Raw genomic sequence first — 14,414 nt, 5'->3', positions numbered from 1 at the left:
ATTGATCCGAAATGCAGCTAATGCCCTTTTCCCTTTCCCGAAAGCAGATCACAATCGCTTTTATTGGTTCACTTTTCGTGGGCTTTTCACATTTGATTTCTGCGCAAAATGCCGCGGAGCCTATCCGGGTGAACCAGGTCGGGTTTTATCCCAATGGACAGAAAATAGCCATTGTCCTGGGAGAAAAGCAGACTGCATTTGAACTGAAAGATGCTTCATCAGGCAAAACGGTTCTTAAAGGAAAGCTCAGCGAGCCGCGGATTAATCAGCATTCCGGTAAAACAAGCCGCATTGCCGACTTTTCAAGCGTTCGTAAAGCCGGTAAGTATTTCGTTGAAGTTCCTGCTCTGGGGAAATCGGCGGCATTTGAAATAAAAGAAAAGGTTTTTAAAGATGTAGCTGCGGCCTCATTGAAAGGATTTTATTATCAAAGAGTGTCCATTGATCTGCCCGAAAAGTTTGCCGGAAAATGGGCGCGACCGGCTGGGCATCCGGATGATAAGGTTCTGATACACGCATCCGCTGCTTCGGAATCGCGGCCGGAAAATTCGGTAATTAGCTCACCAAGAGGCTGGTATGATGCCGGTGATTATAACAAATACATTGTCAACTCCGGCATAACAATGGGCACAATGCTGTCTTTGTATGAAGATTATCCATCCTTCTGCGAAAATTTCATCACCAATATTCCTGAAAGCAACAACGGCGTTCCTGATGTTCTGGACGAAGCGCTTTGGAATTTGCGCTGGATGCTAACCATGCAGGATCCTGCCGACGGCGGCGTTTATCACAAACTGACCAATCCAAGGTTTGATGGAATGATCATGCCCCATGCCGCTAAAAATCCGCGCTACGTTGTCCAGAAAGGCACCGCTGCAACATTAGACTTTGTCGCGGTTATGGCACAGTCCGCGCGTATTTTCAAAAATTTTGAGAATAAATTTCCCGGACTTGCCGATTCCTGCGTCACGGCGGCGGTGAAGGGTTGGGAATGGGCGAAAAAGAACCCTGTGGTGCTATATAGTCAGGATGAGATGAACAAAAAGTTTGATCCGGACGTCGTGACTGGCGCCTATGGCGACCGGGATGCGAAAGATGAATGGGTTTGGGCCGGCGCGGAAATGTATGCACTGACCAAAAAGGCGGATTATCTGAAAGACATTAACTTTAGTGCTGACCAGCCAATGCCTTTGCCAACTTGGAGCCAGGTAAAAACATTGGGCTACTACACCATGATCCGCTTTGCGGAAGAGCTGAAAACGGATCCATCGTTGACGAACAGCCTGAAAAAGAACATCATTTCCTTTGCCGATAACTTGCTGATTGACCTCGAAAAACAACCTTACCACACGGTTATGGGCAAAACTGCGAAGGATTATTCCTGGGGAAGCAGCTCCGTGGCCGCCAATCAGGGCATTGCATTGCTCTATGCTTTTAAACTGACAAAAAATCCGAAATATGCACAAGCGGCGCAAGGTAATCTGGATTATTTGCTGGGCAGAAATGCAACAGGTTACTGCTTTCTGACCGGATTTGGCTCAAAACGCGTCATGCATCCGCACCACCGGCCATCTGTCGCCGATGGGATTGTTGACCCGGTTCCCGGACTTTTATCCGGCGGCCCTAATCCGGCCCAGCAAGACAAATGCACGACTTACACCAGCAAATTTGCGGATGAATCCTTTACGGATGACGACTGTTCTTATGCTTCCAATGAGATCGCGATTAACTGGAACGCGCCCATGGTTTACCTTTCAGCAGCATTGGAAGCATTATCTGAAATGAAATAGCCGCTTACTGTTTTGTTGATTTGACCGGCACGGTCGGAGGCGTTTCATTATAGCCTTTCTTGCCTGTCATATTTTCTTGCTCAGACTCTTTCACTGCTTCTTTCGAAAGTGTTTTTGAAGGTTTTGCACTGTCATCTTTTTGCTTTTCTTTGCCTTTCGGGCCGCCATGCGTGGGTGAGCCGCCTTCTACATTTTCCTTATTTGATTGCGTTGCCATATTTGTATGATTTTCCAATCAATGCTCAATTTCCGTTCCCGGAGCGTATACGTTTTTGATGATTATTAAATTCTACACATTGGCTGTAAGAAAACGATTCCTTTCCAGCGGAATAGATTCGGAAGCAACGGGACTTTATTTAAAAAGCTAAATTGCAATCAACCAAAAATCAGCATTATGAGTTTTCTTGAATCGTTTTCTCAAATAAGAACATTGCTCAAAAACATTGATCTGGATGCCCTTGGCAAGCTTTCAAAAAAAGTGGATCTGAACAGGATGATGGGCGTGGTGTCTAAAATGAGTGAGGAGGATCTTGGGAAAATGCTGAAATTCATGGAAGCGGGATCGGGGAAAAAGAAGGCGCCACCGGTCGTAAATGGTGATTTCTACGAACTCAGCGCAACGCTAACCGGCGAGGACCGTGAGATTCAGCTGAAAGTCCGTGATTTTATGGAAACCGAAATCCGACCGATTGCCAATGAATATTGGAATAAGGCACATTTTCCGATGCATATCATTCCATTGATGGCTAAGCTGAACATCTGCGGACTTACTTACAAAGGTTACGGCTGTGCAGGAAAGTCTGCATTGCTGGAAGGCTTTGTAGCGATGGAAATGGCGCGGGTGGACTCTTCGATCTCCACGTTTTTCGGGGTGCACAGCGGACTTGCGATGGGATCGATTTACTTATGCGGCTCCGAGGAGCAAAAGCAATATTGGCTGCCCGTTATGCAGCGAATGGAGCTGATCGGTGCGTTTGGCTTAACGGAGCCGGAAGTGGGTTCCGGCGTGGCAGGAGGGCTTACCACAACTTGTGAACGTGTTGGCGATGAATGGGTTATTAATGGTCAAAAAAAGTGGATAGGCAATGCTACGTTTTCTGATATTACTATAATCTGGGCGAGAGACCTTGCCGATAATCAGGTCAAAGGTTTCATCGTACGAAAAGAAAATCCGGGTTTTGTAGCTGAAAAAATGCAGGACAAAATGGCGCTGCGAACTGTTCAGAATGCTTTGATTACATTAACAGATTGCCGCGTGCCGGAAACGGACCGCCTTCAAAATGCAAATTCCTTCAAAGACACAGCCAATGTGCTACGCATGACGCGCGCTGGCGTTGCCTGGCAGGCGGTGGGTTGCGGGCGAGGCGCTTATGAGCTCGCTTTGAAATACACTTTGGAAAGAAAACAATTCGGACGTCCGATCGCAGGGTTCCAGCTGGTTCAGGATCTGTTAGTTACAATGCTGGGCGACCTTACGGCCATGCAAACATTGGTTTACAGGCTTTCCCAATTGCAGGACGGCGGCGTGCTTACCGACGAACATGCATCGCTCGCAAAAGTTTTCAGCACCTTGCGTATGCGCTCAATTGTGGATCATGCACGTGAGCTTTTCGGTGGTAACGGAATTTTGCTTGAATACGACATTGCGCGTTTCGTGGCGGATGCAGAAGCGATTTATTCTTACGAAGGAACCAAAGAAATCAACTCACTGATCGTCGGACGCGCAATTACAGGTGAAAGCGCTTTTGTATAAAAATTGTATGGAAATAGAGAAATTGACGATCAGGCAAGCCGGAGAATCCGATAGAACGATCCTTTACGACATGATATGCCGCCTGGAAAACATGGTGATGGATGTCGCGGGCTTTGATTTTGCTTTTGATATAAACATAAAAAATCCCAACGTCAGCTATTTCATTGCAGAGCTGGGCACCAATCCCGTTGGAATGGTGAGCTGCCACATTCAGCCCTTGTTACATCACGCTGCGCTCGTTGCCGAAATTCAGGAAATGTATGTAGAGCCGGAATTTCGCTCTCAGCAGGTTGGAAAAGCATTAATGTTGCAGGTTACCAACTTTGCAAAATCAAAAGGAGCTATTCAGATCGAAGTGACTTCGCGCAATGTTCGCGAACAGGCGCACCGCTTTTACCAGCGCGAAGGATTCGAGAAATCACACGTTAAGCTGGTTCGCTATTTCAAAAATGACCTATAAAAAACGATCCGGTCAACCGACCGGATCGTTTCCAAATTACCCTAAACCTTCAACTGCCATTTAATACTTAATATCTGCCTCTGTTATCGCGGGCCCAGCCGTCGCCTCTGCGATCGCTCATTCTACGCGTGTCTGCCATTAATCTTTGCAGGTCTTCGCGAAGGATCCGGGTTTCGCGTGGCGACAACCTGCCGCGGTGGCTGTAATCCCTTTCGCGGGCTTCAATTCGTTCATAACGGTTCATCAGCGCATTGGCTTCACGGCGTGAAAGTGTTCCGCGGTTGATTCCGGCCGAAATCTGCTGGCGCGCTTCACGCTGTAAGTAATTGATCTCCGATCCGCCTCTCTGACGATATTCATTATGACGGCGGTCATCGTAACGGCGGTCACCGCGTTCTGAATGTGGTGTAGCACCATATTGGGCAAATGCGCTTGTGAATCCTAGTGCGAGCATTGCGGCAAAAAATATCTTTTTCATAACCAATAAATTTTAAAGTTCATGGGTTAGAGGGCCGCAAAAGACATAGGTTTAAAATGCCCTTGTTAATGATTGTTAAGGGAAAAACAGCTGTTTAAAAGCTGTGCAGGACGATTTGATTTTGAGGGATTTATCTTCCGGAAATGGAACTTTGGATGGCTTCCTGCGCTTCCGCAAGAATTTCTTCTGCCTTTCTTCCGGCCGGTTCAATGCCGGGAAGCACGGTCCAGGAAAGATGTGAAAACGACCTGAGCGGGAAAATTCCTTTTGGGTTAAATGTTCCTGTTCCGTTAATCGCAACGGGAACGATCAGCGCGTCCGGGGCACGTTTAAGCAATGTGGCCACGCCTCCCGGAACAAATGGTTTCATAATGCCGCTGGCCGTGCGCGTGCCTTCCGGAAAAATGATGGCGGACGTTTTTTCCTCATGAATTAACTTCCCGAGCCTCGCAATTTCAGTGACTGCTTGTTTGCCGTCCTTTCTGTTAATTAAGGCTGCGCCGCTTTTTCTCAAATTATAGGAAATGCTTGGAACGCCTTTTGAGAGTTCTATCTTGGAAACAAATCGCGGGTGATATTTTCTGAGAAACCAGATAACCGCCGGGATATCGAATGTGCTCTGGTGATTGGCGACAAAAATAATGGTGCGGTTCTCAGGCAACTGCGCGAGGTTTTTAAGCGTGATCCGGGCACCTGTGAGATATAATCCGTAGGTGAGAAAGAAGTTCAGATAGTCGACAACTACTTTGTGTACTTTTTTACCAAAAACATTAAATGCAATAACCTGGAAAACGTGAAAGAGAAGCAGGGTTAAGCCAAAATGAATCAGGTAAATAATACTTAATACGTAGTCAACGATTTTTTTCATTCGGATTTTTTCTGCAAAAATAGTTTAAAACTGCGTTGATTGTCATAATTTGTGAACCGTGAATTGATAAAAGTCATTCGATACTTACATTTAATTCACGTAATTTGTAAATTAACAAACAGAGCTTAAAAAAGAAATATAATGGATACCGCACTTTCAGCAGAAAGACTTGAAGTCATGCAACATGTAGGAAAGGACCTGAATGTGCTAATGGCCGAATATTTGAAGCCGATCGAAGAAAATTGGCAGCCCTCGGATTTCCTGCCAGATTCCAGTGATGAAAATTTTTTCAGCGAGGTGAAACTATTGCAGGAAAGCTGCCGCGAATTGCCTTACGATTACATAGCAGTGCTCATAGGCGACACCATTACTGAGGAAGCATTGCCTACTTATGAATCGTGGCTTATGGACGTTATTGGCGTTGATCAGGTGAATGAGCCTTCGGGCTGGGCCTCGTGGGTGCGTAGCTGGACGGCTGAGGAAAACCGTCACGGTGACCTTTTGAACAAGTATTTATATTTGTCGGGACGTGTGAATATGCGTGCTATGGAGGTTTCAACGCAGTTTCTGATCGCCGATGGCTTCGACATTGGGACAGATCGTGACCCTTACCGTAACTTTATTTACACATCCTTTCAGGAGTTGGCGACCAATGTTTCGCACAGAAGAACGGCGACATTGGCTAAGAAATTCGGGAACCCGCATTTATCCAAAATTTGCGGTGTGATCGCGTCAGACGAAATGCGCCATGCGAAGGCTTATAAAGATTTCGTAAGAAGAATTTTAGAAGTTGACCCTTCGGAACTGCTGCTGGCACTGGAAGATATGATGCGCAAAAAAATCGTAATGCCTGCGCATTTTCTGCGTGAATCGGGTGTGAAAATGGGTGATACTTTTTCCCATTTCTCCGACGCGGCACAGCGACTTGGCGTTTACACAACAAACGACTACATCGAAATTCTGGACAGCCTTCTGGTTGAATGGGAGATCGGGGCGGTTAGGAATATTAACGAAAAAGCAGAGAAAGCCAGAGATTATTTGATGGCGCTGCCGGACAGATTAAAAAGGATCGCAGACCGGACAAGAATTCCGGAATTGCAATATGAATTTAGTTGGATCAAATAACGAAATGTCAGCCACAGAGGCTGACATTTTTACTTTATCAGCATTACGGAACCATTCTTCCTCATCACTTTTCCTTCATTGGATATCCCTTCGATCATCCACACATAAGTGCCTGACAAAGCTTGCTTTCCATCAAAAGTGCCGTCCCAGCCTTTATCTAAGTCTTTGGTATAAAACATCAGTTCTCCCCAGCGGTTGTAAATTTTGAAAAAATTGAGGCTGGTAATATCATTAATAACGGGCATCAATATTTCATTTCTTCCATCACCATTGGGTGTGAATGCCGTTGGGACAGTCAGGTTTTCCCGTCGCCTGACCCGCAGATTTACTGTTGCCTTTCCTGTGCAACCCATTCCGGAAGTGATTTCAACGGTGTAACTCTGGTCGGCCTGCAAGGTTGCGATAGGGCTGGGGCTGGAAGGATTATTCAACCCGTTCGGAGGCGACCAGGTGAATATGGCGTCGTTCAGGTTCATTACTTGCGGAGACGAAGCCACAAGCTGATAGGGAACGTTGATATCGATCAGTGCGTCCTGTGTTGCCTTTACCTCAATGGCAGGCGCAACCTGGATTGTCACGGTGTCGCGCAAATTACAAACGCCCAGCGATGCATTGACCACATATTGCGTTGTTATTAAGGGACTTGCAATCGGATCTTTTGCATTTGGATTATCGAGGCTGGCTTGCGCTTCCCAGGCGAAATTCTGCGCGTTACTCATAGTCGTAAGCTGCACCGATCCGCCTGCGCAAATGACCGTGTCGGCAATGGTTTGAACATTAATGTTGCTCGAAAACTCAACTTTCACGGGTTCCTTTACCACACAACCATCGCTGTCTTTCATAAATACTTTGTAATCTGCGGGGAAGAGTTTGAAAGATGCATCTGCCTGGTAATTAACCGAATCGATTGAATATTGATATGGCATCATGCCACCTTTTCCGGTCACCGTAAGCGTTCCCTCGCTTGTTTTATCGCAGGTTCCGGGCTCTAATGTAGTGGTTAAGCTAAGGTCGCTGACGGTCGCCTGTTTAATATTGACGATCTTGTTTCCGCATTTAATGTTTGTGATGCTCAGTGCCACGTCTTTCTCCCCTGTGTCATTCCATTTTACAACAAAAGGACCCATTCCAGTGCCCGAAATGACCTGCGCCCCGTCAAAATCCCATTCGAAAGTATAATCTGAGCCGGGCACCTGGATCGTGCCGGTATATTTGATCTCAACGTTCTGATCTGCTTTACAAATTGCCTGCGGTGCAATGGAAAAATCTGCATTGGGGTTGATATTGGCCGTGAAGCAGATCTCATTGAATGTTCTGTCAACATCCGTTTTGGTATAATACTGATCCGTAAATGATAAATAACCAAAGTTGGCTTGCCCAGATTCGCAGGAGACAGACTGATCATCCCTGAAAATATAAATGGGCGTTCCGGCTTTGCCGACATATCTTTTTGGCTCCTGGGAATCGTCATAAGACGCAAACAACGTGTTATCTACATAAACATCCATAATGCCCGTTTGGCCATTCCGCGTGAATGTCATGAGATAATAAGTATTTGTATTAAAAAACGGACAAGCGCCTGCAATGCCATAAGGATAAAAATCAATGCACCGGTCAGCAGAGCCATTACGGTCTTTAAAGTAAATCCCCTGATCCGAGCCGCCATTTGAAAAATCGATGATCCGGGCCCAGGTTTTGCCCCAATTGGTGGGCTTAATGTACATTTGGATCGTATAATTATCCGTGATCGCGCCTTCTGTATTGGGATACATCAAGCCCCAGTTGAGGTTATTCTGATAAACGGTCCGCTGCACGCCGCAGGGTAACACATCATTGACAAAAGCGCCGTCTGTTGCGGGAGCAGGGCAATTGCCTAATGCTTTCACGGGTGTGAGCAAAGGCCCGCACTCAGGTGCTGCCACTTCGAATGTGTTGTAAAAACGATAAGTATGCTTGACAGTCTGCCCAAAAGAATCGGGGAGATAAAAGAATGCGCAAAGAAAAAGTAAGAGTAACCGTATTTTCATATTCAGCCGAGGCCGGAAGTAAAGGACGTGAGTTTGAAATAAAATTACGTCAAATCCGGCATAATAGATGTTCGATCGGGTTTATTTCGCATCAAGAAGTGTATAAAACAAGAGAGGCCCCGAACCGGAACCTCTCTGACTGCACTGTTTTCAGGCGGATTTACTGATTAAGGGCTTTGAGAATGCCGTCCTTAATCATCAGGTTTTTTCTTAGTTGAAGATCATCCCGAAGCAGTTTACGGAACGGTTCCACTGTTTTGACAGCAGCGGTTCTTCCCGTTGTAGCTGCTGGTATGCCCATCACTTCCAGCGCCTTACGCAACAGCGTCTCGTTTTCATCTCCAAAAGCGCTATATGGCACTTTTGAGTCCTCCACAATGTAGTTGGGAGTCATTCCGTCAACTGTCCCGTAATCGGATTCGCCATTCGCATTGGCAGTCTGCCCTAGCATTACATAAACGCCCCATTTCCAACGCTCCTGATCATCATCGATCAAAGAACCGAAAAGATTTTTACCAGCTGTATTCTCTCCAATCGTCACCACATTCATATACGGCTTCAAGCCATTGATTACCAACTCGCTGGCAGATGCGGTTCCATTTGAGGTAAGGACAAAAACCCGGTTGAGATTGCTGCCAATGTTGTTAGCCTCAGCCTGAAAATTATAGTTAAGCGCATTTGCACCGTTTTGTTTTTGCCAGTAAGCAATGTATTTATCATTCCACTGCTCTTTGTAAAAGGTCTTTGAAGCCGAAATGTTCTTTCCAATTAAAGAGGCCAATGTATTTGCAGAACTAATGTATCCGCCGGAATTCAGGCGAAGGTCGAGCACAAGTTCGTTCACGCCCTTTGCTTTAAAGTCTGCGAAAATCTGACGCAGCTCGTTGTCATATTTATCTTGATCGGCAGCATTACCAGGCACAAATTGTGTGTAAACAAGATAACCGATTGTTTTACCCAAAGCAGGTTTTGAAATGACGGTTGAAAATGCAACAGGGTCTTCGGTGACCTCGGCCTTAGTAATGGAATAGGTGGTGTTTGTCGCCACAATTTTGCTGTCCTGCAATGCGCCTAATGTAACAGCAACAGTCTCATTACTGCTCAGTAATGTTGCATAATTGCCTTGTGTAAGCTGTGTTCCATTCACTTTGAGGATTATATCGCCCCTTTTCAAACCGGCGACCGCCGCAGGACTGTCTTTCACAACATAGTTCAGGAAAGCAGCAATGTTGGATTTGCCGTCATCAATGTAAGAAAGCGAATAGCTGATCCCGAAAATCTTACTGATTCCGTTGAATTCGTTTTGCAACGCGTCAATATCATCGGTTACAGCCGAAAAACGGTCAACGGTTTCTCTTTGGTAAACAAGTTTTTCAAAATAATCCAACGGACTGATTGTAGCATCCAGACTGGATTCGGCGGGAAGCTCTTTGTACCAGAAGTAAGCATCGTCCATCACTTCATAGAGCCAGGCATTGATCGCCTGCCTGTCTGAAACAGAGGTTGAATCTGTGGCGGTTAAAATGTCAGGCTGAACATCTTTTTCCTTGCACCCCACCACCAACACCGCAAAAGCAAGCGCAAAAAGAAGGTTTAACTTTTTAAGATATAACATATTAGTAGGTTTGTTGAAATTAAGTTGTTTAACGAACTATACAGCTAATACGTATGTAGCACGCGGTCTGTGGCGTCGCGAAGCGTTTAAATGGAGGAAATTGGTGAAATTTAATTGAGATTTAATAAGTGTAAATTTTGTTTAAATTTACAGCAAGTGTTAATGCAGGAAACCTATGGACATCAAACAAATCGTGACAATCGATAATGAAATTCTGAACGGTCAGCCCGTTTTCAGTGGAACCCGCGTGCCGATCGAGTCATTGTTTGATCATTTGGAAGCAGGCGTTTCACTGGATGAATTTCTGGATGATTTTCCAACGGTTAGTAGGGAACAGGCGATCGGATTGTTTTGACGCAATGCTCACGTTTGACAAAAACATGCGTTACCAGCAAAACTTCAAGGCTTACCCAGTGACCGTTTTTGTTTTGACTACTAAATTCAATTCCTATACGGAGCTAACAAAACTATCGCCACTAGTTAAGAGTTATCTCAAAAAATCGAGACTTCCCCGAGGTCCAGTGGCGATAATGTAATGTTTGTTACTTAAATCCCAGTTAGTCCTTTGAAGAACTTGCGGGCGATGATAGCGTATTCCAATGGATTCGCTTTTGCCGGATCCTGTTCTGCTTCTAAAACGATCCAGCCGTTATAGTCACTTTCTTTGATGATGGCAAAAAGCGATGGGAAATCGATGCAGCCTTCGGAATCTCCCGGAACTGTGAAAACGCCGCTTTTTACAGCTGTTAAAAAGCTAAGCTTTTCGTCGTGAACGCGTTGAAGGACATTCTGGCGAACGTCTTTCAAATGGATATGCGCCGTACGGCCGATGTATTTTTGGAGCGCAACAGCCGGATCTTCGCCTGCAAAATGGAAATGTCCGCAGTCGTAATTCAGGAATACATTGTCGGGATCGGTTTCATTAAGTAAGCGATCTGTTTCTTCAATGGTTTGAATGCATGTTCCCATATGGTGGTGAAAAGCCAGTTTCATTCCCCGATCGCGTGCGATTTTACCGAGTTCATTCAGGCCAAAAGTGAAGCTATCCCATTCTTCCTTGGTCTTCAACATTCCTTTTCCCTCAAAAACAGGCACATTCATTTGTCCCTGGCAGCTGTTTCCAGTCTCACCGCCGCCGATCACTTTGGCGCCCATTGTGTCGAGGAAATCAAGCAATGCTGTGAAGTTTTCGCGGTTTTCTGCAAACGTTTTAGTCGTAAGCTCGTAACTGTTCCATTGATTGCAGATTTGCAACCCTCTCAATTCCAGCGCTTTTTTCAAAACATTGGTATCGCGTGGAAACTTGTTGCCGACCTCACAACCCGTGAATCCAGCCAACGCCATTTCGCTGATACATTGCTCAAAAGTATTTTCACCGCCCAGCTCGGGCATATCGTCATTGGTCCAGTTGATAGGCGCAACGCCCAGTTTAATGTTTTCGAAGTTCATGGCTTACAGGAAAATGCGCTGTTCTTTTTTGTTTGTTTTATAGTTTTCAAATGCTTTTTGCACGCTGGGAGAAGTGGAAACTTCCGCGATAGGGACTTCCCACCAGGCATTATAACCTTTCACGGTCCTGTAAAGACTTGTTTCAATGTAAATGACCGTGGTGCGTTCGCTGGTTTTGGATTGTGTTAATGCAGCTTCCAGAGAAGCTTTATCCGTCGCTTTGATCACAATGGCGCCCAAACTTTCCGCATTCTTCGCAAGATCAACCGGAAGAAATCCACCTGAAAGTTGGCCCGAATTTTCCTCCCGATATTTATACATCGTCCCAAAACGTTCACTGCCAATGCTTTCCGAAAGTCCGCCAATGCTGGCATATCCATTGTTATTCAACAGCAGAATGGTGAATTTCACACCTTCCTGGATCGACGTCACGATTTCGTGATTGTTCATCAGATAACCGCCATCTCCGCAGATTACATAGATTTCACGCGTCGGATCGGCCATTTTGGCTCCCAACCCCGCTGCTATCTCGTAACCCATGCAAGAGAAACCATATTCCAGATGGAAGTTTTTCGGATCGGTCGCACGCCATAATTTGTGCAAATCACCCGGCGCACTGCCCGATGCATTAATCATCACGTCGCGGTCGTCCATGAAGCTGTTCAATGTGCCGATCACAACTGCCTGATCAATAGGTGAAACAGTGCTGTTTCCCTCCGCATAGATTTGCGTCACTTCGTTATCCCATGCTTTATTCATGTCAGCGATCCGCTGGCGATAATTTTGATCCACTTCAAAATCACCTAAAAGAGCTGCTAGCTCTTCTAAAACCGCTTTCGCATCTCCGATCACGGGCAATGCGGCGTGCTTGAAAGCATCGAATTCGCTGATGTTAATGTTAATAAATTTGACGTCAGGATTCTTGAAAATCGATTTGGAAGCCGTCGTGAAATCACTGTAACGCGTTCCTATGCCGATCACAATGTCCGCTTCGTTGGCAATCTCAATGGCATATTTGGTTCCTGTTGCGCCAAGGCCGCCGATGCCGTAAGGCGCGTCGTAACGGACAGCCCCTTTTCCAGCAAATGTTTCACCGACAGGAATACCGGTTTTGCTTGCGAAATCTTCCAGAACCGGGCAAGCGTCGCTATAAATGGCTCCGCCGCCAGCCACAATGACTGGATTTTTTGCGCCTTTGATCCATTCCGCAGCTTTTTGTAATGTTGTCAAATCTGGCCTTGGCCGGCCAATATGCCAAACTTTTTTTTGAAAAAGCTCTTCTGGGAAATCGTAAGCATGCGTTTGCACATCCTGCGGCATAGATAATGTTACCGCGCCCATTTCCGCTTGCGAGGTCAGCACGCGCATTACTTCGGGGAGCGAATAGATGAGCTGTTCGGGACGGTTAATGCGGTCCCAATATTTGGAAACGGGTTTGAAACAATCATTCACAGAAATATCCTGCGTCGAGGCGCTTTCCAATTGCTGCAAAACCGGGTTAGGCTCCCGGGTTGAGAAAATATCGCCAGGCAAAAGCAAAACAGGCAACCGGTTTATGGTCGCCAATGCTGCGCCGGTAATCATATTGGTTGCCCCCGGACCGATGGAAGTGGTGCAAACGAACGCGCCGAGGCGGTTTTTGACTTTTGCATAAGCCACAGCCGTATGCACCATCGATTGCTCATTGCGACATTGGTAGTAACGAAAATCGGGGTTTTCCTGCAATGCCTGGCCTAATCCTGCCACATTACCATGCCCGAAAATCCCGAAACAGCCGCCAAAGTAAGGCTGCTCAATGCCGTCGCGCTCGATGAACTGGTTCTTTAAAAATGTGATCGTAGCCTGCGCTACTGTAAGTCTTCTGGTCATTTTGTGAATGATTTTGCCTGAATATCAGGCGTTAACCAAAGCGAAATCGCCCGCCTTGTCGGTGCAACCGAAGAGGTCAAACTTTTTCAGCATAAATTTCTTATATTCTTCCATAAAGATCTTCCCCGGTGTGGTAGGCGCAAATTCGTCGGGCCGGTCGCGGAAAAATTCGCGGTTGACCATTGTCCAGAGCAACCTTGTATCGGTCGCAATGTTGATCTTGCAAACACCCAGCGGAATGGCTTTCTTGATTTCGTCTTCCTGAACGCCCTTTGCATCTGTTTTCAGATTTCCGCCAGCCGCATTAATGCGTTCCACAACCTCCGGAATCACATTAGAGCCGCCGTGGAGCACCAATGGAAAGCCGGGAAGCCGTTCCTGGATTTCTTTCAAAATATGAAACTGCAAACCTTGTCCGCCCGAAAACTTGTATGCGCCGTGGCTCGTGCCGACCGCAATGGCCAGACTGTCGCAATCCGTGGCTTTTACAAAATCCTCAACCTGCTGCGGATTGGTATAAAATGAATGTGCGGCATCCACTGTAAGATCGTCTTCAACGCCAGCAAGAACGCCCAATTCCGCTTCCACACTAATGTTTTGCGCATGGGCCCGCGCCACGACTTCCTTGGTCCGCGCAACATTCTGATCGAAATCATCATGAGACGCATCGATCATCACCGACGTGTAACCGCCTCTTTCAATGGCCTCAAAAATATGTTCTTCAAAACCGTGATCCATGTGGATGGCGAAGGTTACATCGGGATAAATTCTTGACGCCGCGGAGATCATCGATAAAAGCATATCCGGATGTGCGTAATCCCTTGCAAAAGGCGTTGTCTGCACAATAAAGGGTGCATTTGCTTCCTGAGCGGCTGCAAATAGCCCATGAATTTCTTCCATAAAAAACACATTCACCGCAGGAATTGCGTAGCGGCCATAGCATTTCTGGAAAAGTTGTTTGGTTGTTAAAAGCATAATTT

13 protein-coding genes are annotated in these 14,414 nt (G+C 46.2%); 5 read left to right on the top strand and 8 right to left on the bottom strand.

Annotated features, from left to right (window positions below):
- Positions 1–20: 20 nt before the first annotated feature.
- Positions 21–1,790, top strand: coding sequence for a glycoside hydrolase family 9 protein (locus B5X68_RS02400; protein WP_141110166.1), 1,770 nt, complete (start codon positions 21–23; stop codon positions 1,788–1,790).
- 4 nt (positions 1,791–1,794) lie between these two features.
- Here B5X68_RS02400 and B5X68_RS02395 read toward each other — a convergent pair whose 3' ends face one another.
- Positions 1,795–2,007 carry a hypothetical protein gene (locus tag B5X68_RS02395; protein WP_082213066.1) on the bottom strand — a complete coding sequence of 71 codons (213 nt, stop codon included), beginning with the start codon at positions 2,005–2,007 and terminating at the stop codon, positions 1,795–1,797.
- A gap of 177 nt (positions 2,008–2,184) precedes the next feature.
- On the opposite strand from B5X68_RS02395, the gene B5X68_RS02390 reads away from it, so the two are divergent.
- Both B5X68_RS02390 and B5X68_RS02385 read left to right on the top strand, forming a co-directional pair.
- Entirely contained in the window at positions 2,185–3,543 is a 1,359-nt protein-coding gene (locus tag B5X68_RS02390; protein ID WP_082213065.1) for an acyl-CoA dehydrogenase family protein, read from the top strand.
- 7 nt (positions 3,544–3,550) lie between these two features.
- Positions 3,551–4,003 (top strand): GNAT family N-acetyltransferase, encoded by a 453-nt coding sequence (locus B5X68_RS02385; RefSeq protein WP_082213064.1) that lies wholly within the window; start codon positions 3,551–3,553, stop codon positions 4,001–4,003.
- A gap of 67 nt (positions 4,004–4,070) precedes the next feature.
- Here the strand turns inward: B5X68_RS02385 and B5X68_RS02380 are convergent, their stop codons facing one another.
- Both B5X68_RS02380 and B5X68_RS02375 read right to left on the bottom strand, forming a co-directional pair.
- On the bottom strand, positions 4,071–4,481 hold the full coding sequence (locus B5X68_RS02380; RefSeq protein ID WP_082213063.1) for a hypothetical protein: 411 nt from the start codon (positions 4,479–4,481) through the stop codon (positions 4,071–4,073).
- A 130-nt stretch (positions 4,482–4,611) separates the two neighbouring features.
- The gene (locus tag B5X68_RS02375) at positions 4,612–5,349 is read right to left on the bottom strand and encodes a lysophospholipid acyltransferase family protein (RefSeq protein ID WP_082213062.1); all 738 of its coding nucleotides are present in this window, start codon (positions 5,347–5,349) and stop codon (positions 4,612–4,614) included.
- 141 nt (positions 5,350–5,490) lie between these two features.
- Here B5X68_RS02375 and B5X68_RS02370 point away from each other — a divergent pair, with 141 nt between their 5' ends.
- Positions 5,491–6,474, top strand: coding sequence for an acyl-ACP desaturase (locus B5X68_RS02370; protein ID WP_082213061.1), 984 nt, complete (start codon positions 5,491–5,493; stop codon positions 6,472–6,474).
- Positions 6,475–6,503: 29 nt separating this feature from the next.
- Here B5X68_RS02370 and B5X68_RS02365 read toward each other — a convergent pair whose 3' ends face one another.
- Positions 6,504–8,501: a T9SS type B sorting domain-containing protein gene (locus tag B5X68_RS02365; RefSeq protein ID WP_082213060.1), complete on the bottom strand. Its 1,998-nt coding sequence runs from the start codon at positions 8,499–8,501 to the stop codon at positions 6,504–6,506.
- A gap of 160 nt (positions 8,502–8,661) precedes the next feature.
- Entirely contained in the window at positions 8,662–10,116 is a 1,455-nt protein-coding gene (locus B5X68_RS02360) for a S41 family peptidase (RefSeq protein WP_229208255.1), read from the bottom strand.
- 175 nt (positions 10,117–10,291) lie between these two features.
- On the opposite strand from B5X68_RS02360, the gene B5X68_RS02355 reads away from it, so the two are divergent.
- Complete coding sequence (locus B5X68_RS02355) at positions 10,292–10,471, top strand: DUF433 domain-containing protein (RefSeq protein ID WP_082213059.1); 180 nt, start codon at positions 10,292–10,294, stop codon at positions 10,469–10,471.
- Between the two features lie 191 nt (positions 10,472–10,662).
- Here B5X68_RS02355 and iolE read toward each other — a convergent pair whose 3' ends face one another.
- The 3 genes from iolE to B5X68_RS02340 are packed head-to-tail and all read right to left on the bottom strand — an operon-like array spanning position 10,663 to position 14,409.
- Positions 10,663–11,565 (bottom strand): myo-inosose-2 dehydratase, encoded by a 903-nt coding sequence (gene iolE / locus B5X68_RS02350; protein WP_082213058.1) that lies wholly within the window; start codon positions 11,563–11,565, stop codon positions 10,663–10,665.
- A 3-nt stretch (positions 11,566–11,568) separates the two neighbouring features.
- A complete protein-coding gene (iolD, locus tag B5X68_RS02345) occupies positions 11,569–13,434 on the bottom strand; it encodes a 3D-(3,5/4)-trihydroxycyclohexane-1,2-dione acylhydrolase (decyclizing) (RefSeq protein ID WP_082213057.1) in 1,866 nt (621 codons plus the stop codon).
- 24 nt (positions 13,435–13,458) lie between these two features.
- Entirely contained in the window at positions 13,459–14,409 is a 951-nt protein-coding gene (locus B5X68_RS02340) for a class II fructose-bisphosphate aldolase (protein WP_082213056.1), read from the bottom strand.
- Positions 14,410–14,414: the final 5 nt, after the last annotated feature.

The organism is Dyadobacter psychrophilus (assembly GCF_900167945.1).
Classification (GTDB): Bacteria; Bacteroidota; Bacteroidia; order Cytophagales; family Spirosomataceae; genus Dyadobacter; species Dyadobacter psychrophilus.
The sequence above is the reverse complement of the archived record's forward strand: the minus strand, read 5'-3'. Positions and strand labels throughout refer to the sequence as shown.